This is a genomic window from Diplocloster hominis (assembly GCF_032380655.1).
Taxonomy (GTDB): domain Bacteria; phylum Bacillota; class Clostridia; order Lachnospirales; family Lachnospiraceae; genus Diplocloster; species Diplocloster hominis.
On sequence record NZ_JAWDIY010000001.1, the window covers coordinates 1 to 20,153 of the forward strand.

The 20,153-nt window shown below is 49.1% G+C and carries 16 protein-coding genes and 1 pseudogene; 7 read left to right on the forward strand and 10 right to left on the reverse strand.

From position 1 onward, the window contains the following. Positions 1-171: 171 nt before the first annotated feature. The 5 genes and pseudogenes from ABC831_RS00005 to ABC831_RS00025 all read right to left on the reverse strand — a co-directional run. A pseudogene (locus tag ABC831_RS00005) lies at positions 172-288 on the reverse strand (D-alanine--(R)-lactate ligase); the annotation flags it as partial. Between the two features lie 1,418 nt (positions 289-1,706). Continuing rightward, positions 1,707-3,329: an N-acyl-D-amino-acid deacylase family protein gene (locus tag ABC831_RS00010; RefSeq protein WP_343246244.1), complete on the reverse strand. Its 1,623-nt coding sequence runs from the start codon at positions 3,327-3,329 to the stop codon at positions 1,707-1,709. Positions 3,330-3,390: 61 nt separating this feature from the next. Further along, positions 3,391-4,662, reverse strand: coding sequence for a hypothetical protein (locus ABC831_RS00015; RefSeq protein WP_343246245.1), 1,272 nt, complete (start codon positions 4,660-4,662; stop codon positions 3,391-3,393). A gap of 354 nt (positions 4,663-5,016) precedes the next feature. Further along, the gene (locus ABC831_RS00020) at positions 5,017-7,296 is read right to left on the reverse strand and encodes an extracellular solute-binding protein (protein ID WP_343246246.1); all 2,280 of its coding nucleotides are present in this window, start codon (positions 7,294-7,296) and stop codon (positions 5,017-5,019) included. Then, complete coding sequence (locus ABC831_RS00025; RefSeq protein WP_343246247.1) at positions 7,283-7,510, reverse strand: hypothetical protein; 228 nt, start codon at positions 7,508-7,510, stop codon at positions 7,283-7,285. Before ABC831_RS00025 ends, ABC831_RS00020 begins: the two co-directional genes overlap by 14 nt. A 111-nt stretch (positions 7,511-7,621) precedes the next feature. Between ABC831_RS00025 and ABC831_RS00030 the strand changes: the two genes are divergently transcribed. The 5 genes from ABC831_RS00030 to ABC831_RS00050 all read left to right on the forward strand — a co-directional run bounded on the left by ABC831_RS00030 (position 7,622) and on the right by ABC831_RS00050 (position 13,137). After that, positions 7,622-8,503: an alpha/beta hydrolase gene (locus tag ABC831_RS00030; protein WP_343246248.1), complete on the forward strand. Its 882-nt coding sequence runs from the start codon at positions 7,622-7,624 to the stop codon at positions 8,501-8,503. A gap of 35 nt (positions 8,504-8,538) precedes the next feature. After that, entirely contained in the window at positions 8,539-9,609 is a 1,071-nt protein-coding gene (locus tag ABC831_RS00035; protein ID WP_343246249.1) for a sugar ABC transporter substrate-binding protein, read from the forward strand. Positions 9,610-9,724: 115 nt separating this feature from the next. Continuing rightward, complete coding sequence (locus tag ABC831_RS00040) at positions 9,725-11,230, forward strand: sugar ABC transporter ATP-binding protein (RefSeq protein ID WP_343246250.1); 1,506 nt, start codon at positions 9,725-9,727, stop codon at positions 11,228-11,230. After that, positions 11,230-12,183 (forward strand): ABC transporter permease, encoded by a 954-nt coding sequence (locus ABC831_RS00045; protein ID WP_343246251.1) that lies wholly within the window; start codon positions 11,230-11,232, stop codon positions 12,181-12,183. The genes ABC831_RS00040 and ABC831_RS00045 overlap by 1 nt, the downstream gene beginning before the upstream one ends. A gap of 18 nt (positions 12,184-12,201) precedes the next feature. After that, positions 12,202-13,137: an ABC transporter permease gene (locus ABC831_RS00050; RefSeq protein ID WP_343246252.1), complete on the forward strand. Its 936-nt coding sequence runs from the start codon at positions 12,202-12,204 to the stop codon at positions 13,135-13,137. Positions 13,138-13,239: 102 nt separating this feature from the next. Here the strand turns inward: ABC831_RS00050 and ABC831_RS00055 are convergent, their stop codons facing one another. Together ABC831_RS00055 and ABC831_RS00060 are read right to left on the reverse strand one after the other, a co-directional pair. Beyond that, positions 13,240-14,118, reverse strand: a complete 879-nt coding sequence (locus ABC831_RS00055; protein WP_343246253.1) for a DUF4261 domain-containing protein — start codon at positions 14,116-14,118, stop codon at positions 13,240-13,242. Between the two features lie 33 nt (positions 14,119-14,151). Continuing rightward, positions 14,152-14,508 carry an arsenate reductase family protein gene (locus ABC831_RS00060; RefSeq protein WP_343246254.1) on the reverse strand — a complete coding sequence of 119 codons (357 nt, stop codon included), beginning with the start codon at positions 14,506-14,508 and terminating at the stop codon, positions 14,152-14,154. A gap of 431 nt (positions 14,509-14,939) precedes the next feature. Here ABC831_RS00060 and pduB point away from each other — a divergent pair, with 431 nt between their 5' ends. Both pduB and ABC831_RS00070 read left to right on the forward strand, forming a co-directional pair. Next, on the forward strand, positions 14,940-15,656 hold the full coding sequence (gene pduB, locus ABC831_RS00065) for a microcompartment protein PduB (protein ID WP_343246579.1): 717 nt from the start codon (positions 14,940-14,942) through the stop codon (positions 15,654-15,656). A 328-nt stretch (positions 15,657-15,984) separates the two neighbouring features. Beyond that, entirely contained in the window at positions 15,985-16,845 is an 861-nt protein-coding gene (locus ABC831_RS00070; protein ID WP_343246255.1) for a DMT family transporter, read from the forward strand. A 130-nt stretch (positions 16,846-16,975) separates the two neighbouring features. Here ABC831_RS00070 and ABC831_RS00075 read toward each other — a convergent pair whose 3' ends face one another. The 3 genes from ABC831_RS00075 to ABC831_RS00085 are packed head-to-tail and all read right to left on the reverse strand — an operon-like array spanning position 16,976 to position 20,086. Then, on the reverse strand, positions 16,976-17,797 hold the full coding sequence (locus ABC831_RS00075; protein ID WP_343246256.1) for a carbohydrate ABC transporter permease: 822 nt from the start codon (positions 17,795-17,797) through the stop codon (positions 16,976-16,978). Positions 17,798-17,814: 17 nt separating this feature from the next. Continuing rightward, positions 17,815-18,678 carry a carbohydrate ABC transporter permease gene (locus ABC831_RS00080; protein ID WP_343246257.1) on the reverse strand — a complete coding sequence of 288 codons (864 nt, stop codon included), beginning with the start codon at positions 18,676-18,678 and terminating at the stop codon, positions 17,815-17,817. Positions 18,679-18,712: 34 nt separating this feature from the next. After that, positions 18,713-20,086 carry an extracellular solute-binding protein gene (locus ABC831_RS00085; RefSeq protein WP_343246258.1) on the reverse strand — a complete coding sequence of 458 codons (1,374 nt, stop codon included), beginning with the start codon at positions 20,084-20,086 and terminating at the stop codon, positions 18,713-18,715. Between the last annotated feature and the right edge of the window lie 67 nt (positions 20,087-20,153).

Genomic DNA, 20,153 nt, shown 5'->3' on the forward strand with positions numbered 1-20,153 from the left:
AAGACGGATTTTGAGAAGAAGTGGATAATTCATAAGCATAGCCTCCTAAAAATATATTTTTCTAAGAGGCTTCGCCGCACATTTTTGGATATATGTCAAGTGTTTTTGCAAAAAAGCAGAGAATATTTTTATACATTCTCTGCTTTTTCCTTAACTAAATGACATTGCCGGGATAACCTCATATTTTTCACGATTCAAATGTGTGATCACCGCATGGGCGGATTCCAGGGACACCTCGTACTCGTTTGAATTCCCTCCAAATAATACCGCAATCCTTTTCAGTTCCATTTTTAGACCCTCCTCTGATCTGATTGGTCTTCTGATCCACTTTATTTCAAATAATCTGTCTGTTATTGCTATGAGACGTAAGTGCCTGTATTATAGGCACTTACGTGCGATGCATGAAAAATAGTCAGCGAGATTTTTTCGAGCGCTACTATTTTTTCATTTCGTTTTTAGCAGTGGATACGCGACTCGTTTTAAGATGTTTTCATAGTATCAGAGTTTTGAGGAAAGTCCTTTAAGTTTGATTTATAAGTTTATTAAGATATTCTTATTTTCCGCTTAACATTGCAGGTACATGCTGTTTTTTGACAGATTCCGGGGCTGATTGACCGGCCGGTTTTTTAGAGGGGAATTTTGATCATTCATTATCCGAAATTTTCTCTTCTCAATTGCCAGATAATGTGTTATCATATATTCGTGTCTGAAGGAATCTGACTTTTCAGACTACGATTCAGACCCAAAAAGAAATGGATTTGCGCAAGAGCGTAATTATTATCCCAAATTTTTTAATTCATTTTCTTCTGTTTTTTTGTAATTCAGTAAATTTCTGATTGAAACCCATTGGCAGGTCTTGATGCATATTCTGTCCATTCCCCTGTAAAAAGCAAGTATACTTATTCAAATTATATCCCTTGTTGTTTTCTGTACAGGAATACCATAATTCCAAATATTTCTTAAATTAATCCCAAATTGACAATAATATATTTAACCAGGCAGCCGGGGACGTGCTCTCCACCTATTCCGGATTACATAAGGGGGTGGTGACTATGAGTACTTATGAAGAATTCATGATCATATTGACCGCAGTGTCGCTGTTCATGACGATTCTTAATTTTACGCATAAAAAATAGCCGTCCTAGCCCTAGCAAGCTGACGACTATTTTTTCGTTTAGTTTTGACCGGGTCAGGTGAGGTGCACTCACCTTCCGGCTGTCTTGTTAAGTATATTATATTGATTCATTTTATAAATGTCAATCATTTAATTGCCATACATGAAACGCGCACAGTAAACGACCAATTCTAATAAAGATTCCATATAAGCAATAATATATTTAACCAGGCAGCCGGGGACGTGCTCCCACCTATTCCGGATTACAGAAGGAGGGTGGTGCCTATGAGTACATATGAGGAATACATGATCATATTGACCGTGGTTTCGTTGATCGTGACGATTCTGAATTTTACGCATAAAAAATAGCCGTCCTAACCCTAGCAAGGTGACGACTATTTTTTTCGTTTAACCTACAGGGACAGGTGAGGTGCACTCACCTTCCGGCTGTCTTGTTAAGTATATTATATTGATTCATTTTATAAATGTCAATCATTATAATCTACTGTAATCTGTACAATCTATGCTGCAGTTCATGCTGCCCACATATTTCTTATCGCTGTGACGGAACACCTCTCCCAGTCCCCGGCGCTCACCGCATACCATCACCGTTCAGAAGCACCCGACCGGACCACTGCTTCTGAATCTGGTCGCGGACCACGGCCGGCTCCCCATTCACGAACACATAAGAAAATCCTTCCCCCAGTACCTCCGGCCGATCATAGTCCGCATCCGTATCAATCCGGTCCAGATCGAACACCACCAGATCCGCATCCATTCCCTCCCTGATCAGCCCTTTGGAACTTAAATTGCACACCGCCGCCGGCACAGAAGTCATCTTCCTTACTGCCGTCTCCAGATCCAGTACTTTTTCCTCTTTCACATACTTCTCAAGCACTCTCGGAAAGGTACCATACAGCCGGGGATGCACAAGTCCGCCGGTTGGATACACCGAGTCGGATATAATATTGCTGTAAGAATACCGCAGCACCTTCCTGACATCATCCTCCGATGCGATAAAATCCACCATTGAAATCGCACAATTTTCTTCCACCAGCATATCGTAAGCGCATGTATAAGGGTCCATATCCTTCAGGCGAGCGATCTCAGCCACTGACTTCCCGGAAAATTCCCGGTTGTTCTCCCTGTTTAGCGTCGTCATCCGGATATTCTCCCACCCTACCAGATTCACCAGATTCTCAAAATCCACGCCTGGCTTTTGCAATATATCCGTGAGCTTTTTCCTCATCTTCGGATCGGTCAGCCTCCTCATGATTCCCGGTACCCCGCCCTCCAGATATTCCGGGGGCAGAATCTGAATCAGCTGCGTGGAACCTGCCGTATAGGGATACACATCACAGCTGACGGCAAGTCCTGACTCCCTGGCCTCATCCATGATTTCTATGGCCTTAGCGATTCCATGTCCCCAGTTGCGCTGGCCCACACATTTCAGATGACTCACATGAAGCGGAACCTCCAGGAACCGGGCGATCTCCGCCACTTCCCTTAGGGAAGCATGTAAACTGTCGCCCTCGCCGCGGATATGCGTGAACAGCTGAACCCCGCTGCCCCTCATAGGCTCCAGTACCTTCTTAAAATCTTCCGCTGTATAATTGTATTCCGGCGCATAGACGATTCCCAGCGATACTCCCAGCGCTCCATCCGCCAGAGCCGCTTCCAGATACCGGTGCACCTGTCTGAGCTCTCCCGCCGTCAGATTCCCGCAGCGGTAACCGGCGCTGGCCGCCCGGATCGTCCCGTTTCCGATCAGCATACCCACGTTAAGCGGCAGTTTCTGTTCCTTCACCGCGTCTATGTATGCCCGATACGAGTGAAGCGAAACACCCGACGGCATATTTCCCACGATCGGGGCCAGGAAGCCTAAGATCTCCTGGCGCCGCTCCTTCGGACAGGGAACCGCGCTCAGCCCGCAGTTGCCGTTCACGATCGTCGTCAGTCCCTGACGAAGCTCCAGCTCACCAAACCCATCCCGGAAGACAGCCGCATCCGCGTGTCTGTGAATATCGATGAACCCCGGCGTCACATATTTTCCCTTAACATCGATAACCCGTTCTGCACGGATCTCCTTTAAAGAATCCCCGTTTCCCGGGATCACGGCAGTAATCTTTCCGTTCAGAATCCCGACGCTTCCCGGAAAGGCCCGCTGCCCGCTGCCATCGACGATAACCCCATTCTTAATCAACAAGTCGAACATCTCACACCTCCATCCACCGGATCAGCCCTGTGTATTCTGCTTTTTCCGGTAAATATAATTGCTAAATGACCGTATACCCTCCGCGGACTTCTTCAAGTGAATGTCCTTTCAGCCCATATTGGGGGACTTTTTTCCTCAAATCGGTTACAAGCCTTTTGATAATCTCCCGTTCGTCATCCTCCTCGATCCCGGCCATAACTTCCACCATTTCCATGATTTCATGAATACTGCCTCCCGCCATTGCTAAATTCACACAATGATAGGTAAGCGACTCCGCCAGCTCCTCAGGCATTTCCAGATTTGTATAAAAGCTCTCCTCCATCTCCTGATAGTAATCCTGCTCCGGTAAATACTCATCCCAATACATATTCTGGATATCCTCCAGTGTAAAATTCCGATAATCCAGATTCGGGTATTTTGCCCTCTGCGCCAGTATATCCCCGCACTTCTCTTCCGGAATGAACGAGACAAAGAACTGATCGTTTTTTTCAAACATATACAGCTCTTCCCACAGGATAAAACGGTCCTTGATGAAATTAGCCCATTGGTCCACCGGCATCGTCTCTTTGGCAGCTCTGAATATGGCCAATAAATGCTCGATTTCCACCATCCCGTACATAGCGCAGGCTCCCCAAATGATTTCTTCCCAGTTATTTAACTTTACGATCAGTTTCTGATTGGCAGCTGCGTGGAAGGTCTCATGGAAAGCCTCCCGGACATGAACCGGTACCATCACACTTATACTTTGGGTCGCCACATCATAAGAAAGATCTATCAGACCGCTTAAAACCAGCCTTTCCAGTTCCAGCTCCTTCCCGAACGCCTCTATCCCATTACCCGTCTCAAGGTCCATAATTTCTTCAAACAAATGCACGGTCTCCTCATTGTACAGGCCAATCCATGTCATAGGTGTCTGCGTAAGCTTCTGTATAACACTGGCCGCCATCCGTGTTTTGTTCCAGCCGGATTTCGTCTCCGCATCCAACAGGCGGCAAAGCTTCATCATGCTGTTTTTGTTATAATCCGTCAGAACCTGTTCCCATGTTCTGGTGGTGTGGCCTTTGACCATAAAAAACTCCGGCAGTTCCGACATCATCTGTTCCATAATTTCCGTTTCCGAATACTCCCCCTCATCTGGTGTCCACTCCTCAGATTCTATCATCTTCAGAAACGATTCTTTGATATTTTCGCTGCCGCTGTGCAGAAGAAAGACTTTCTCTTCCATTGACATGTTTTTTTTAAGATCGTGTTTTTCGGCTTCTCTGTTTAATTTTTTCGTAGCGTCCAGCATTTCCTGGTATGTCTTATCCTGGTCTTTGTCACCTTTCTTCATCCAAATTCCTCCATCATTCGTGTTACGCTATATCATCACTTGTTTATTCCCATACTTTACCATGATAATAGCATAAATCAACATACAAGTGTATCCCTATTACAGAGTATTTCTGCCGATTCTTTCTCCGGCTGGCTCCATCTGTTCTTAATCCGGTATGCCGGTACATTCAAATGGACGCTGGAATGGTACACGAAAATACTGCGAATGACATTCAGATAGCCGTATCCCCATATGACTATGTTAACGCTAAAAGGGACCTTCGGCCCCTTTTCCATCCATATTTTAACCCTTATTCTGATTGGTTCATCTGGTATAACGATCTTTGATTGAGACGTTACTTTTTCTTGTTCCTTATAATATTTTCCTTAATTTCCCCTGCAGCACGACAAATACGTCCTCCAGCTGTTCCAGATTTGCCGTATGCCCTTCCATCGCCTCCTGAACCAACGGCATCATACCCTGGTAAAGGATATGTACAAATTCATCTTCATTAATCACTTTCCCCTTCGCCGTCGTCTGCGGCAGCCGCTCCAGTGATTTTTCAAATTCTGTCATCGCTCTCGGAAGCCAGGGGTAAAGGGACACCATATCATAATTCCGATAAACGGAAATATTCGGAGACTGCCCTCCCAGGATCGTATGCGGAATCGCAATATCGGAGCCGGAGGCCCACCGGATGAACTTAAACGCCGCCTCCGCTTTCCGGCTGTTCTTAGAGATTCCAAGGCTCCAGCCGGACAGTACCGAATTTCCCGGAATCCGGGTGTATCCGAAATTATCCACCACCTTAGACTGCAGCCGGTCCACCAGCCCTGTGGCATAGTTATAAAAGGTATAAAACATGGCTGTGTTTCCATTTATAAAGTCCACTGCCGCATCTGCCGGTTTTTTTGACAGCAGCCCATCGCTGGTATACTGGATCGATTCCAGCAGGCTTCGGACGGCTTTGCGGTTCTGCAGTGTATTTAACTGCAGAGCCTGCTGCCGGTTGAACAGGCTTCCGCCGTAATCCCAGATCCGCGGCATCAGATCGCACAGGAACAGATCCGGGTTCGAGACCGCCATGGAGTGGCCGAATTCCACCGGTGAATCCGGGTTGTATTTTCTGGTAAAATATTTGGCCAGCGCATTGAACTGGAACCAGTTCTTCGGCACTTTCAGCGGTATCATATATTTTCGTTCCAGATCATCCGCGATCTCTTCATTGGAAAAGATGTCCTTCCGGTAAAACAGCAGCTGGGTACAGGCCATATAGGGCAGCGCATAGTGTCTCCCATTGTATACACTGTAATGGCCGGCCGCGTTGGGCAGATAATTGCTGGTGTTCAGCGGATAGGCTTCCATCAGTTCGTCCAGGCACAGCAGATATCCTTTATCCGCATAGTAGGCCAGCCAGGGAACATCAAATAAGATGACATCGATCTGAGAGCTGCCGCTTTCACAGTAGTTGCAGATATATTCGAAGGAATCCTTCGGCAGCACCCGCTTGATTTTTACCTTTATATTTTCTTTCGCATAGAAATCAATCAGCAGACGGGACAGCCCGCTGACTGAGGTTTCATCATCCAGCAGCAGTACACAGATTTCTTCTGCTGCCTGGGTCGGCCTCTGGGTTTTCATTTCCAATGATGGTTCCAGCTGCGCGATGTTGTAATCATCCTGGAATACCACCTGCTGCTTTTCGAAAACAATGGGGGAACGGATATTGCAAAGCAGCAGCTTCCCGGCCTCCTCCCCGATCTGATAAGCGCCCCGGGAAGTCTTTACGATGGCATTGTCATGATGGAACACATCGTCCATGGAATCGCCGGTGGATATGATCTGAACCTGCTCTTCCTCATCCAGATGATAGATCTTCAGCGCATACTTTAAGCCTTCCGCCAGCCTATAGGAGGTGGTCAGGATCACCTGCGGTATCCGTTCCCCCCGTTCCAGCAGCTGTATCCCTGCCCGGAATCCGCATTCACGGATCGCGGTGGTAAATATAATATTCCAAGCCTCCGCTTCCTTTCCCGCCTGTTCGAATGCGGCCTCATAACCGATACGGGCCATAATATTTTCCCGGTAGCTGTCGGGGCCGCAGACTAAAGCGATGCGGGTATAATTCTTCGCCAGCAGCTCGCCTGTGATTCGCCGGAATAGTTCCTTATTATCTACAGTTACAAAATTACAGTCAAAATTCTCCGGCCTTCGGTCGATCAGTACATATGGGATTCCTGACTTTTCCAGTTTTTCGAATATCTCTCTGTTCTGAGGCTGGCAGGTATACAGGATCATCCCCGCCACGTTGCGCCCGATCAGGTTTAGGATCGCTTTGGTCTCCATCCTTGGGTCGGAGTCCGTAAGTTCCAATACAAAGGTCTGGTCATACTGGGACAGATATCCTTTGATACTGCTGAGCAGCCGCTCCAGATAAGGCTCTGAAATGGTTGGGAACACAATACCGATATCCTGGTTCCGCTTCATTTTCAACTCTCTTCCCGAATTCTGAACCACATAGTTCAGGTCATCGATGGCCTGCTGGATCGTCCGCGCGGTCTTCGCGCTGATGTTCTTCTTATTATTAAGATAATTTGATACGGAAGCAATCGAAACACCTGCCTGTTTCGCTACATCTTTAATGGTAATCATTGCTGCTTCCCCCTATTCTTTTATCATTTGGTAAATCTTCGGTAATTTGGGGCTTTCTTAAATATTGCCTTGTATTGAAAGGCATATAGGTATATCCGAAGAGTGTTTCCTGTTTTAGAGAATTTCTTTGAGTGATCTGTTTTGGAATACTTGTTTTGTGGATATGTTTATTATATTTTACATACTTTACGATTGCAAGAAAATTATTTTTCATTAAACGTTTTACTAAAATGAAATAAAATTCCGTTGAATGGCCGATTTTTGTATGCTAGAATAAAGGCATCAAAACGACATAAATAATTTTAGTGAAAGGAGGAACCGGCAGATGGAATATCAAAAACATTTTTTCAGCGGAGGAATCCCCCGAACGATTACGATCGCTCTTCCCTCCGATGATCTGACGGTAAGATATCCGGCGGTACTGTTATGCCACGGACATTCCCGTCATAAAAATGACGGGTTGGACGTATTATCCCAGGTTCTGACCGGTGCCGGTTTCGTCACTGCCCGCTTTGACTTCAGAGGCTGCTGCGACGGTTACGACCAAAGGTACATATTGAACTGCGCCACCGACTGGCCCGAGGATCTTATCAATGCGATATCTTATATCGGCACGCTGCCATTTATCGATAAGAACCGGATCGGAGCCGCAGGCATCAGCATGGGTGCCGCTACCAGCGTATATGTCAGCGGTATGGACGACCGGCTGAAAAGCACAGTATCCATGGGCGGTATCGGCGATTGTCTGACCTGGATGCGGGGCGTATGGGACAAATCGGGCGGCCGTTTTGATGATTTTCTGGCCCGTCTGGACCGCGACCGCGAGCTGACCGCTGTGACCGGCCATTCCCAGGTGATCCATTCCCTGGACATGTACAACGGAACAGAGGAAGAGAAGCAGAACCTGCTGATCGAAGGTTTCCTGAACAGCGATGTCAACACCTATGTGACTCTGGCTTCCCTGCGCAACATGCTGTATTACAGACCGCTGGAAAAATGCGCAAATATCCGAAACCCTATTTTCTTTGCCCACGGAGGCGAGGATCTGGTCGTACCGATCGAACAGTCCCGCCTCATGTACGAAGCCGTGGCTTCCGGGAAGAAAAAATTCAAGGAATATCCTGGAGTCGAGCACAACATGCCGATGGACCCGAACCGGATGCTCGTCTTTGAAGATATTAAACAATGGTTTACAGAAACTCTTTAACAAAAATGTATTAGGAACAAGGGAGGAAATGCAAAATGAAAAGAAAACTTTTATCCATTTTATTAGCCGTTACCTTAGCTGCTGGTATGATGACCGGCTGCGGCAGCAAAGAAGAAGCACCCGAAGCCGCACCGTCAGCCGCACCTGCTGAAACCGCCGCACCGGAAGCCACCCCGGATGCCGCTCCTGCGCAAAGCCCCGCAGCAAACACCGATCAGACCGGTACCGGCAGCGCAGACGGATTAAAAATCGGTGTATGCTACTGTATGTTAAGCGCCCCTGCTGTAAAAGTATTCGCGCAGGGCATTCAGGAAAAGGCAAAAGAACTGGGCGTGGAGCTCATCGAACTGGATGGCGGATTCGATGCATCCAAGCAGACCGACCAGATCAACTCCCTGGTATCTCAGAAGGTTGACGGTATCGTCTTAAACCCTGTTGACGGAACCTCCATTATCCCTGCGGTAAAAGCTGCGAAGGAAGCCGGAATCCCGGTCGTCATGGGCGCTATGGATATCGACGAATCCGGCAGAGAATACGTAGTCTCCTTCGTAGGAGCCGATGATAAAGACGTGGGCGCCGCGGCCGGCAAAAAGATGCTGGAAACGCTGGGCGACAAGGGCGGTAAAGTAGCCATCGTGGAAGGCACCGCCGGAACCTCCGCCGCCACCCTGCGTACCGAAGGATTTGAGGAAGCCGTCAAGGACAGCAGCATCGAAGTGGTTACCAAATTATCCGCTGATTTTGATAAGGCAAAAGCAATGTCCATTACAGAAGACATTTTAACAAAATATCCGGATCTGTCCGGAATCTGGGTACATGACGATACCATGTGCGTTGGTGTCGCACAGGCCATGAAGTCTATGGGATACACCGGAGAAGACTTAAAGGTTGTCAGCTACAATGGAAGCAAGAACGGCGCAGACATGGTGAAAAGCGGCGAGATCGTGGCAACCAGCGTACAGCCCCTGGTGGATGAAGGCCGTACCTCTATAGAAGTTCTGGTAAAAGCCATAGGCGGCGAAACCGTGGAAACCTGGTACAAGGATAAGATTGACATGCTGGACGCGAGCAATGTAGACAGCTATGATCCTGCTTTGCTCTGGTAGGATGGCAGGCCAGCTGAGGATGGGGCTTAAAGCTTGCCCCATCCTCAGCTTTTCATTCGATCAAAAAGAGCGTGCCGGCTGCGGTGCGGATAGATTGTAGAAACGGAGAATGCATATGAGTACAGACGATTACATTCTGAAATTAGACCATATTGAGAAAAGCTTCCCCGGTGTGAAAGCACTCAAGGACATCACCCTTCATGTCAGGCGGGGCGAGGTCCGCGGGCTTGTAGGGGAAAACGGCGCCGGGAAGTCGACGATGATGAAGGTATTGACCGGGATCATCCCTATGGATTCCGGACAGATTACGATAGATGGACAGGTGGTTGCCATCACTTCCCCCTTACACGCGCAGTCTTTGGGACTGAGTATTATTTTCCAGGAATTCAATCTGGTCAATTCCTTAAGCATCGCGGAGAATATCTATGTGGGACGTCTGCCGAAGAAAGGGCTGCGGGGAATCCAGTGGAAGAAAGTCCATGAAGACGCAAAAGCGCTTCTTAAGCGGGTCGGCCTGGACGTGGACCCCTCTGCCCGGGTAGGTTCTCTAAGTGTGGCCGGCAAGCAGATGGTGGAGATCGCCAAAGCCCTGTCCCAGAATTCTAAAATCATTATCATGGACGAGCCCTCCGCCACCCTGACAGATAAAGAGCTGGAACATCTCTTCGGCATCATTGATGATCTGAAAAAACAGGGTGTCACCGTGATCTACATCTCCCACCGGCTGGATGAGATCTTCCGGCTGTGCGACAGTGTAACCGTTATCCGTGACGGGGAGGTGATCGATACGAACCCCACCGGCTCCCTGACCAAAGAACGGATCATCTCAAAAATGGTGGGCCGGAGTATGGATCAGGAATACCCTGTCCGGGCAGGCGCCTGTGGGGATGAGGTGATACTGGAGGTCCGGGACCTATGCCGGAAAGGGGTATTTGAACAGATCAGTTTTTCGCTGCATAAAGGGGAACGGCTGGGAATCGCCGGCCTGGTCGGCGCCGGACGTACCGAGATCGTCCGCGCCATCTTCGGAGCGGACAAACTAACCGGCGGGGAGATCCTTCTGCACGGGAAGCCGGTTACCATCCGCTCGCCAAAGGAAGCCATCGCCCACAAGATCGCGCTGGTCACAGAGGACCGCAAGACCCAGGGCCTGGTGCTGGAGAGCTCAATCAGTGAAAATACCACGCTGGCCGCCCTGAAGAAAATCTGCCGTGCCGGATATGTCAACCGCAGGGAAGAGAACGCCGTCGCCGCACAGTATGTGGATACCTTAAAAACCAAAACCCCCGGCACCAAAGCGCTGGTGCTGAACTTAAGCGGCGGAAACCAGCAGAAGGTCGTTCTGGCCAAGTGGCTGTATACTGACGCGGAAGTTCTGATTCTGGATGAGCCCACCCGCGGGATCGACGTGGGCGCCAAGTACGAAATCTATCAGCTCATCAACCAGCTGGCGGACAGCGGGAAGGCTATCATCATCATTTCTTCCGAAATGCCTGAGGTCATCAGCATGAGCGACCGGCTTCTGGTCATCCACGACGGAAAATGCAAAGGGGAATTGACCGGAGATCAGAAAACCGGTGAGAATATTATGAAATACGCGATACTGGAGGAGGGCGACTGATGAAAGCGAATGTGAAGAAAATAATATACCGTTACTCCAGCCTGATCTTACTGTTTTTATTTATCCTGATCGCGTCCATCTTCGCGGAAAACTTTTTTACGGTCCGGAACCTGACAAATGTAGTGCGGCAGAGCTGTGTACTGGGCCTTTTGACCGTAGGTATGTCCTTTGTGCTGATCTGCGGGCATATGGATCTGTCCATCGGCAGCATTATGACTTTTACCGGGCTGATCGCCATTTCCTTCGGGACCCGGATGCCGGCCGGCGCTGCGATTGCGTGCGCGCTGCTGGTGGGTATCTTATGCGGAGCCGTGAACGGACTCATCATCACTCTGACGCACGCCAATTCCGGCGAATCGCTGATGATTACCTTTGGTACCCAGCTGTTGTTCTCAGCGGTCAGTCTTCTCTACACGGGCGGTTTCTCCCTGTCCGGGAGCGAATCAGATTTTTATAACGCTCTTGGAACCGGCAGCATCGGCAAATGGCTCCCGGTACCGGTATTGATCTATATCGTTTTCGCAGTATTACTCTGGGTGCTGGAAAGCAAGACTTCCTTCGGCCGGCAGATGCATATGATCGGGTTTAACCCCGTGTGCAGCCATCTATCCGGTGTGCGCACCGGCCTGGTGAAAATGGTCTGCTACTGCATCTCCGGCTTCTGCGCGGCGGCGGGAGCCATTATCCTGACTTCCAGGACTCTGGGGGCTACACCCACGGCCGGGGTCGGCTATGAGATGGACGCCATCGTGGCAGCCGTTCTGGGCGGCATCAGCCTCTCCGGCGGCCTCGGGAGCATTGCGAAAGCTTTCGTAGGCGTCATCACCCTGAGCGTGCTGAGCAACGCTATGAATCTCTTCGGCTTCCAGTCCTTTGACCAGAGCATCGTCAAGGGCTGTGTCCTGATCGCGGCCATCGCTTTCGACGTATGGAACCGCAAGCAAACTGTCTGAGAGAGGGAAGGTGATACTATGACGAAAGTAAAAAAAATAATTGCGGAGCAAAAAACACTGGTCTTTTTACTGCTGTTAGTCATTCTGATGGGTATCATATCTCCTTTCTTCCTGACTGGAGATAACATCGTAAACGTGCTGGTACAATCCTCCATCTACGGGATCATGGCCTGCGGTATGACTTTTGCGATCATCGGCGGAGATTTCGACTTATCGGTGGGGTCCACCATGGCCCTGTCCGGCCTGACAGCCATCCTGTGTGAACCTTATGTGGGGCAGGTACCTGCTATGCTGCTGGCGTTACTTGCCGCCGTGGCGGTCGGACTGGTGAACGGGTTACTGGTCGCCAAATGCGGGATCAGCTCCTTTATTGTCACCATCGGGACCTCCTATATTTTCAAAGGGATAGCACTTAAGATATCAAGCGGAGATCCCATTGCCAGCTCGAATCCCTGGTTTGGGCGGCTGGGGAATGATAAGCTCCTGGGGATTCCGTATCTTGTGATTATTATGGTTCTTCTGGTTCTGATTACACACTATGTGCTGACGGCCACCAGGTTCGGCCGGAATATCTATACCATCGGCGGCAACATGGAGGTCGCGCACAACAGCGGAATCCGCACTGCCTTTTATAAGACTTCGATCTTCGTGTTAAGCGCATTTACAGCCGGGATCGCCGGTATATTGAACGCGTCGAAGTTAAATACCGCCTCCGCTGTGCAGGGCGACAATGCCGCCCTCTCCGTCATTACCGGTGTGGTGATCGGAGGTACCAGCCTGATCGGCGGAGTCGGGAGTATCGGGAAAAGTATGGTCGGGATACTGATCTTCTCCGTGATTACCAATGCCCTGGATTTGATGGGCGTGTTCTCTTATTATCAGACTGGGATTCGGGGACTTATGCTGATTGTTATCATCGGCATGGAAGCTTATGCCCGTTACCGGGAATCCTGAAATTGATTTGGGACATGTCCATTCCGGTTTGGGACATGTCCATTTCAGTTTGGGACATGTCCATTTGGTCTGTCAATCTGGACATGTCCCAAATTATCTATTTCAATTCCGTCCGCCGGAGGCATACTCTCCGGCACATATATCCATCACATCCCGGACCGGCTGAATCAACGCCCGCTCATACTGGCATTTCCACTGCTGGCTGCGGTCAATTCCATTCTCCGAAATTCCATCAATCGTCTCGCCGCTCTTAATCGGAGCATCGTTCTCAAAGATGTAGATCGCGGTATTATATGCATGATTCACCAACCAGTTCGGGTCCAGACCGTGGTAATGATATTGAACATCCGGTAGTCCGATCGCATACAGCCCCAGTGTATCCACCACGCAATCCTCAGACCCTTCTATGGTAAAGAATCTGGCATTCACTCCGAAATAAATGAACCGCAGTCCATCGTCATAGGGATTCTCAAGCAGCTGCTCTCTGGTGAGCAGTTTTCCGCTGGCCGGGAACCATACCGCCTCGCACTCCGGCAGGAGCTTAAGCACCAGGTCCAGCCATCCCGCCAGCATATCACAGCGCTCCATATAAGGCAGCCCCGCCGCCAGAAAGTCAGCGAGGATCAGCTCATATCCGCATTCATCCAGAATCTGTCCGGCCTGGGGGCAGTCCCAGAACTGGCTTCTCTGAAACCCGTCTATACGTCCCTGGTCAAATGGCTGATAATCCATCATCATAACCTGTGCCGGTACCTTCGCCTCATCCTTATATTCCACCAGATACCGGAACAACGCGAAGGAAGTCAGCTTATGATCCGCGTCCGTTACCAGATCGGTCCTTCCGTATCTCTTCTCCAGCTCCTCTTTCAGCGTTTCCGCCAAAGGGCGTTCCCCTTCCTCACGAAACAGCAGATGCATGTAATAGACATGTGAAAAGTCTGCTTCTTCCTTTGTGTTCTGCCGGAATGTTTCTTTCTCCATATTTTTTCTTTCCTCTCTGGCCTCCGTCTGCCTTCAGCCTAACTTCGCATCCCATTCTGCCTCTTTAAATCCGACCAGCACAAAGTCGGGGCCCACAATCAACGGCCGTTTCACCACCATCCCGTCCGACGCCAGTACCTCAATCATCTCATCCTCACTCATATCAGGCAGTTTATCCTTTAATCCCAGCTCTTTATAGACCATGCCGCTGGTATTGAAAAACTTCCGGACCGGCAGCCCGCTTCTTGCGACCCACTCCTTTAGTTCCAAAGCTGTAGGCCGTTCGTCCTTAATGTGACGGTCATCGAAAGAAATTTCGTGGGCCTGCAGCCACTTTTTTGCCCTCTGGCAAGTAGAACATTTCGGATACTCAATAAATAATACATTCATATGATTTACCTCCAGTACCGCAATTACAGCGGCATAAATTTTATAGAAAACGGCTTGTACACCTTTTCTCCCATACATTGCGGAATAGTTTAATTTAAAACCTTTCCGCTCTATTCATTGACTCCTTTTTCTTCTCATGATATCATTAGATCGAATCTGACACAATTCAACTATAAAGCAAGAAATACCACACAATAAATCTGACTATTTATCATGCATCCCACGTATGCGGCTAAAAATCAGCCGCTAAGTGCTCATAGCGATAAAAAATAGTAGCGCTCGAAAAAACCTCGCTGACTATTTTTCATGCATCGCACGTAAGTGCCTATAAAACAGGCACTAAGTGCTCATAGCGATAAAAAATAAAACCATTGAAATTTACAGGAACCTTCTCCTATTGAATAAGAGAAGGCTATTTGAAAGGAACCTATATGGACAGCCAGCGGCCAAATCTGCCCTCCAATACAACTGAATTTATAGGAACAGCCGTACTGGATACCATCGGTCTGCTCATTCCAAATATCGATCCCGCGCTTCAGGCCCATACCGGTTATAATCCCCGCTACCGTTCTCTGGGGGTATTCAGCTCCCGTACCGGCGCCGCAGGCCAGATTATGGCCATCGATGAAGCGGTAAAAGCCACAAACAGCGATATTCTGACCATCGAACTTCCCCGTGACACCAAAGGCTGGGGCGGCCATGGAAACTATATCGTACTGGGTTCCGAAAGTGTCTCCGACGTACGCCGGGCCATCGAGATCGGACTGGAACTAACCAACGTTAACGCCGGTGAACTATATATCAGCCAGGCCGGTCATCTGGAATTTGCCTATTCCGCAAGGGCAGGCGCCGCATTGAACCAGGCTTTTGATGTCCCTTACGGGCAGCCTTTTGGATTCATCTGCGGATCTCCTGCGGCCATCGGACTGGTGATCGCCGACACCGCTATGAAAGCCTCCCCTATCGAGATCGTAAAATACATGACGCCCAACATCGGGACCAGCCACTCCAACGAGGTTATCATCGCTGTGACCGGGGACGCTTCTGCTGTAAAAGAAGCTGTAATAACAGCCCGCGAAACCGGACTGCAGCTGCTGAATTCCATGGGCAGCATCGCTAAGTCTCCCACCGGCATTCCTTACCTGTAAGCGGCTTCAGCAGCCCCTGTAAACATCACCTGTCACCCATATGTTCCAAACCAGGTCAAACCAATCTTATTCTATTATAATTGCACGCTATCATGATCCTTTCGGGAGGATGCGCGCTCCACGCCAGGCAAAGCACTCCGGCGCGGATAATGCCTCCCGACATTATAACATAGAAAGCGGATTCTGTCCGGGTTTATGTAAAATAGCCGCGTTTGAAAAACCTCTCTGATTATTCACACATCACACGCAAACGCCCCATATGCGGTGTTAAGCGCTCAGAGCTATACCATTCCCGCCAGCAAAACTAACCGTCCCGAGGTGATTACCTATGAAATCAGAATCCCGTGCCAAGGCAACACTGATCACTGCCATGCTTCTGTTCGGAAGTATTGGATTATTTGTAAAAGGAATCCCCCTGTCTTCCGCGCAGATTGCATTTACCAGAGGATTCATCGGCTGTTTGATTCTGCTTGCCTTTGGGTGTCTGGGAAAACAGAAGATGAACTGGTCCCGTATCCGTTCCAACCTGCCGGTGCTGTTCGCTTCCGGAGCTGCGATCGCGCTGAACTGGATTTTTCTCTTTCAGTCTTATCACTATACAACGGTACAGACCGCGACGGTCTGTTATTATTTTGCACCGGTAATCGTAACACTGGTTTCACCCTTTCTGTTAAAGGAACGGTTGACGCCGCTGAAAGTGTTCTGCATCGCCGCTGCAGCTGTCGGCATGTTTCTGGTGGCTGGCGCCGGCGGAAAAGGCCCTTCCGAACCGGTCGGTATCGTCTGCGGTCTTCTGGCCGCCTTATTTTACGCTTCTGTTGTCGTGTTGAACAAATTCCAGCGCAACTTGACCGGAACGGAGAGTACTTTTGTACAGCTGGCGGTTGCGGCACTGTGTCTGCTTCCCTATGTTCTCGCTACCGGCGGTGTTGGACTTGGAGCCTTGCGTCCGCTTCCCCTATTTTTGCTGTTATTCATCGGGGTCGTCCATACCGGGATCGGATATCTGCTCTATTTTTCATCGCTGCATCAGCTCAAAGGGCAGACTGCTGCGGCCATGAGCTATATCGATCCGGTATCCGCGCTTCTGATGGCAGGGATCTTTTTGGGAGAACGCATGACTGGAATTCAATTAATCGGGGCCTGCCTGGTCCTCGGTGCCGCCTTTGCCAGTGAATATAAAAAATAGTAGCGCATACGGGTGCTAAGTGCTCGTAGCTATAAAAAATAGGGACATGTCCAATCCAAATGGACATGTCCCAAATCGATTTGGACATGTCCCCTTTTGGTACTTTTGGGTTATGATGTCCTCTTCTTTTCTATTCTTTTATCCCGCCGGCCGTCAGGCCGCTCTTCAGCTTATCCTGCATAAATATATAGAAAATAATAGTCGGTATCGCAATCACGATAATCGAGGCGAACAATGGCCCGATATCGCTCTTGTTCAGCGCCAGATTAAAGAACCCGGGCGCCATGGTCAGCGTGTAGTGGGACTGCACACTGTTGAACATCAGCGGTATGGTATAGTCATTCCAGGTCAGCATAAACACTACCACCAACACATTGACCACCGCCGGTGACACCATCGGCAGTAACACATAGAAAAATGTGGTAAACGTATTGCTGCCGTCAATGGTCGCCGCCTCGATAAAAGAATCCGGAATGGTGTCGAAGAAATTCTTCAGAATCATCAGGGCCAGCGGCAGGTTGATCGCCACCATCGGAATAATCATGGCAAAATAAGTATCCTTCAGGTTCAGAAACCGCTCGATCGTAGATATCGGCAGCAGAATCGATATCACCGGTATAGAATAAAAGGACAGGATCAGTATAAACAGGAAATTCCTCCCCCGGAACTTTAATTTTGAAAACGCGTAGGCAGCCAGCGAAGAAAATGCCAGGATAATCACCAGCGATCCGCCTACTACCAGGACACTGTTCAAAAACATCCGGGGCAGAAAATACTGTCCCTTAATCTTGAAAGTAAATACGGTCTGATAATTCACAAGCCCGTTACCTTTCAGCGACAGGAAAAAGGAATTGACCAGCGGAACGATCCAGATCACTGCCAGCAGGATCAGGCACAAAAGTATCAGCCAGTCTCCCGCCTTATATTTCTTAACTTTATGAAATAGTTTCATTCTCGTTCTCCTCCGCCCTATTTATCCCTGTTGAACAGCTTCACCTGGAGCGCAGATATGACGAAAGCGATCACCAGAATCACCACCGCCAGCGCGCTGGCCAGCCCGTTATTGGCCTCCAGGCTGAACCTTTTGTACAGATAGGTCATGGGGAATTCGGTGGCTCCCGCCGGGCCTCCCTGCGTCATGATATAAACCAGGTCGAAGAATTTCAGTGTTCCGATGGTCCCCATCAGCACCATGGTCAGATGCGCCGGCTTCAGCAGGGGAAATGTTATATAGCGGAATCTCTGCCAGTAGCCAGCCCCGTCTATGGTGGCGCTTTCATACACATCATGGGATATATTTGCCAGGCCTGCACGGTAATAGATGATCCCCATGCCGGTCCATTGGTAGACATTAGCCGCCAGGATACAGTAGAGCGCCAGCCGCATATCACTGAGCCAGATATGCTGCAAGGATCGTAAGCCGACCGCTCCCAGAAACGAGTTCAGGAATCCGAAGTTCGGCTCGTAGATCTGGTTAAAGGTATAAGCAATAATTACGGAAGACAGTACTGACGGCACGAAGAAAATCACTTCGAAAAGCCTGCTGCCTATCAGCCCTCTCTCCAGAAATATAGTCATGACCAGACTGATTCCCACCTGGAAGATGATCGTCAGCACCATAAAGATGACTGTATTCTTAATGGCTGTACGAAAGTTCGGATCCGCAAACAGGGTTTTATAATTTTCAATCCCGTTCCAGGTCATATTTGATAAATCAATCCCTTTGAAATCCGTAAAACTGACTGCGATATTATAAATGACCGGGATCAGAAGAAATACCGTTACGGTCAAAAAACACGGCAGTATATATAAATAGGGTGTGACTTTTTTCATCATCTGCCTCCTGCTTCAAAAAAGGCGCGCGCTGCTACTTCGAAGCTTCATAAGCCTGTTGCATCTGTGCTGCTGCGTCTTTTGCATCCAGCATTCCCTGTACAAAAGCCTGAACCACTTCACCTGTCTTATTATCAACCGCGGCATTACCGGTCGATCTGGGTCCGGCCAGCTGATCGGATAGCGTGGCACTGATGACGCCGATCGTATCCTTTGCTTCCTGGGAAGGAAGATCCGTGGTATCCAGAGTTATCCCAGCCGCGCAGGGGATTCCATACAGTTCCTCCAGCCATATCTGCGCCGCATCCCCGGCTGCCCATTCAGTGATCAGTTTCATCGCCGCTTCTTTGTTTTTCGAATTTTTATTAATCGCCCAGCCGTGATCGATGGAACCTACCACATAAGGATTATCATTCATGGGAGCAGGCATTGCGAATACACCAATCTCGTCGTTAGCAATCTTGGAATCCGTAAGCTGTGTACCAGCCAGATAGGCTCCCGCCTGCCAGGCGCCTGTCAGAATCATCGGGGACTTTCTTTCTTTAAATAAACTGTCCGCGTCTGTAGTGGGATCAATACCAAAGGAATTCTCAGGGATAACCCCATCGTCGATCATTTTCCGAAGGTCCTCGAATCCTTTGATGAAAGCCTCATCCTCAAAGCTGGCTTCCCCGGCTGCGGCTTTCGCAACAATTCCGGGATTCTGGTTGTTTACCAGCCACAGATAGAGATAGGCTACATTCAGCGCCTCTTTCCCTCCGAAGATCATGGGAATCGTATCATTCTCCACCGCCTTGGCGTAGTCCGCAAATGCCTGATAACCGTTAGGAACGCTCTGACCCAGCTCTTCCAGCAAGGTTTTATTATAGAATACATACCACTGTCCGCCAAAATCAACAGGGAATATCTTCAAATCCTCTTCCACATAGGTACTTTCCAGCATTTTACCGTTGAAAAGCGTTTTCCAGTCATCCCCGTTCACCTGAGCAGCCAGTTCATCCAGCGGTTCCATATAGTCTTTATATTTTTCATAATTATCCAGGTTCATGGCAAATACATCCGGACCTTCCCCGTTAGCCAGATCCAGTGTCAGCTTGTCCCAGTAGGCCGCCCAATCCATAATCTGAACGTCTACGCCAATATCCGGATGCTCTTCCTGGAACGCCGCGGTCATCGGTTCGATTACATTATTGTAAGGAATCCATCCCCAAAAGCTTAAGGACGCAGCGTCTGCCAAAGAACTGTTTTCCCCGTCACCGGCTTCTTGCTTTTGCTGTGTTTCCGCAGCGGCAGAAGGCTCTGCCGTATCCGCCCCCTGTTCTTTCTCAGAACCGCAGCCGGACAATATCGTACCCATCATCGCCACAACCAGCAGCAATGAACATAATTTTCTCCAATTTCTAGTCATCAACAACTTCTCCTTTCGTTCACAAGAGACGTACAGGCGCAGCCGGAGGATGCTTCGTTTCCAGCAC

What these genes read in the sequence shown, in the direction of transcription:
- ABC831_RS00010 (WP_343246244.1), bottom strand. Translation starts at nt 3,329, where the DNA reads ATGTTCGACTTGTTGATTAAGAATGGGGTTATCGTCGATGGCAGCGGG.
- ABC831_RS00015 (WP_343246245.1), bottom strand. Translation starts at nt 4,662, where the DNA reads ATGAAGAAAGGTGACAAAGACCAGGATAAGACATACCAGGAAATGCTG.
- ABC831_RS00020 (WP_343246246.1), bottom strand. Translation starts at nt 7,296, where the DNA reads ATGATTACCATTAAAGATGTAGCGAAACAGGCAGGTGTTTCGATTGCT.
- ABC831_RS00025 (WP_343246247.1), bottom strand. Translation starts at nt 7,510, where the DNA reads ATGAAAAATAATTTTCTTGCAATCGTAAAGTATGTAAAATATAATAAA.
- ABC831_RS00030 (WP_343246248.1), top strand. Translation starts at nt 7,622, where the DNA reads ATGGAATATCAAAAACATTTTTTCAGCGGAGGAATCCCCCGAACGATT.
- ABC831_RS00035 (WP_343246249.1), top strand. Translation starts at nt 8,539, where the DNA reads ATGAAAAGAAAACTTTTATCCATTTTATTAGCCGTTACCTTAGCTGCT.
- ABC831_RS00040 (WP_343246250.1), top strand. Translation starts at nt 9,725, where the DNA reads ATGAGTACAGACGATTACATTCTGAAATTAGACCATATTGAGAAAAGC.
- ABC831_RS00045 (WP_343246251.1), top strand. Translation starts at nt 11,230, where the DNA reads ATGAAAGCGAATGTGAAGAAAATAATATACCGTTACTCCAGCCTGATC.
- ABC831_RS00050 (WP_343246252.1), top strand. Translation starts at nt 12,202, where the DNA reads ATGACGAAAGTAAAAAAAATAATTGCGGAGCAAAAAACACTGGTCTTT.
- ABC831_RS00055 (WP_343246253.1), bottom strand. Translation starts at nt 14,118, where the DNA reads ATGGAGAAAGAAACATTCCGGCAGAACACAAAGGAAGAAGCAGACTTT.
- ABC831_RS00060 (WP_343246254.1), bottom strand. Translation starts at nt 14,508, where the DNA reads ATGAATGTATTATTTATTGAGTATCCGAAATGTTCTACTTGCCAGAGG.
- pduB (WP_343246579.1), top strand. Translation starts at nt 14,940, where the DNA reads ATGGACAGCCAGCGGCCAAATCTGCCCTCCAATACAACTGAATTTATA.
- ABC831_RS00070 (WP_343246255.1), top strand. Translation starts at nt 15,985, where the DNA reads ATGAAATCAGAATCCCGTGCCAAGGCAACACTGATCACTGCCATGCTT.
- ABC831_RS00075 (WP_343246256.1), bottom strand. Translation starts at nt 17,797, where the DNA reads ATGAAACTATTTCATAAAGTTAAGAAATATAAGGCGGGAGACTGGCTG.
- ABC831_RS00080 (WP_343246257.1), bottom strand. Translation starts at nt 18,678, where the DNA reads ATGAAAAAAGTCACACCCTATTTATATATACTGCCGTGTTTTTTGACC.
- ABC831_RS00085 (WP_343246258.1), bottom strand. Translation starts at nt 20,086, where the DNA reads ATGACTAGAAATTGGAGAAAATTATGTTCATTGCTGCTGGTTGTGGCG.